The 1,363-nt window shown below is 41.3% G+C and carries 2 protein-coding genes; both read left to right on the top strand.

Features of this window, described 5'->3' with window-relative positions:
- The first annotated feature begins 93 nt into the window (after positions 1–93).
- Positions 94–465, top strand: a complete 372-nt coding sequence (locus BP896_RS03670) for a YbjQ family protein (RefSeq protein WP_291765781.1) — start codon at positions 94–96, stop codon at positions 463–465.
- Between the two features lie 11 nt (positions 466–476).
- The gene (locus BP896_RS03675) at positions 477–1,241 is read left to right on the top strand and encodes a hypothetical protein (protein WP_291765782.1); all 765 of its coding nucleotides are present in this window, start codon (positions 477–479) and stop codon (positions 1,239–1,241) included.
- The last annotated feature ends 122 nt before the right edge of the window (positions 1,242–1,363 follow it).

Here is a 1,363-nt window from a genome sequence, read left to right on the forward strand (position 1 = left end):
AACACTTATCAACCTAACTAAGCAAATAATTAAGGACCCTTAAGGGAGATTTATAATTGTAGTATTTATAAGTTAGATTAACGGGCATTAATTATGGCTATTCGAGAAGGTGATGTTATCGTTACCACTGCACCATACATCTCAGGATACAGGGTCATTAAGGTTCTTGGCGTAGCCATCGGGGTCACAGTAAGGTCAAGGGGCCTTGGTGGTAGGTTCCTAGCTGGTTTAAGGTCGTTAGCCGGTGGTGAGATTAAGGAGTTCACTGAACTTGCCGAGCAGGCTAGGAGGCAGGCTATTGAGAGAATGATTCAGCACGCCAAGGAGCTTGGTGCTAATGCCGTCATAAGCTTTAGGCTGGATTCGAGTGAAATAAGTGAGTACATGGATGAGATAATAGCGTACGGTACCGCCGTAGTTATACAGCCTGAAGCAGATAGGGGTGCTGGCATTACAGTTGATTAAGGTGCATTGAGATGCAGGAGGAAGTGGTGGCATTATCAGTAACCTACCTAGTGGTGGCGTCAATCATAGCCTACATCCTCATGAACAAGCTACTATGGCGTAGTGAACGTGATTGGGTGTTCATTGGGGTAGGTTACATGATTCTAGCCCTAGTGCTTCAATACCCAACGCAGCAGGCACCCTTCATAGTACTGCTATTGAGCCATTTAAGGAATATAATGGAGTTGAATGAACTCACCCTCAGGGTCATTAAGTCTAACATTTACCTAGTCTCCATATACATGGGTTCATTAGCCGGTGTTTTCCAGGAGGTTGCCAGGTACTTTGCAGTTAAGGATAAGGCCATGGGTGCTTCATTATACATAGGTTACGGCTTCGCATTAATAGACATTGCAGTAGCCTTAATTAATATAGTAATTATATCGATAATACCCAGTAGCCTTAATATTAGTACCCTTACCTCAATTAACATGGTTGGAGTTATTAGTTTAGTGGGCCTACTACTGCAACCCTTAGTCTCTTTTCTATTTCACCCTGGTGCATCAATGATACTGAGGGGCATGCAGGCTAGTGGGCATGGGATAAGGGGATTAGCCGTAACTGTCACTACCCACGCATATATGGATTCCTTCCTTGAGTACCTTAATTCAGCTATAATACTTGGCTTAATCAATAACTATGGGGTCATGCTTAAGTTAACACTAGTGTATTTTACATCAGTTACATTAATACCCATATTAATCTTCTCATACGGCTTAAGGATATTAAGGAGCTAGTAATGGGTTAATGCCTTAATTATTGATTTCATTAAAATTAAAGGTTAAAGTAAATAATTAAGGCATTATAATTAATTTCACTTAAGGCTTCCTGTAACCTTCACTTCATATGCCTCCCTTAC

Origin of the sequence: Caldivirga sp. UBA161 (genome assembly GCF_002506515.1) — an archaeon.
GTDB lineage: Archaea > Thermoproteota > Thermoprotei > Thermoproteales > Thermocladiaceae > Caldivirga.

What these genes read in the sequence shown, in the direction of transcription:
- BP896_RS03675 (WP_291765782.1), top strand. Translation starts at nt 477, where the DNA reads ATGCAGGAGGAAGTGGTGGCATTATCAGTAACCTACCTAGTGGTGGCG.
- BP896_RS03670 (WP_291765781.1), top strand. Translation starts at nt 94, where the DNA reads ATGGCTATTCGAGAAGGTGATGTTATCGTTACCACTGCACCATACATC.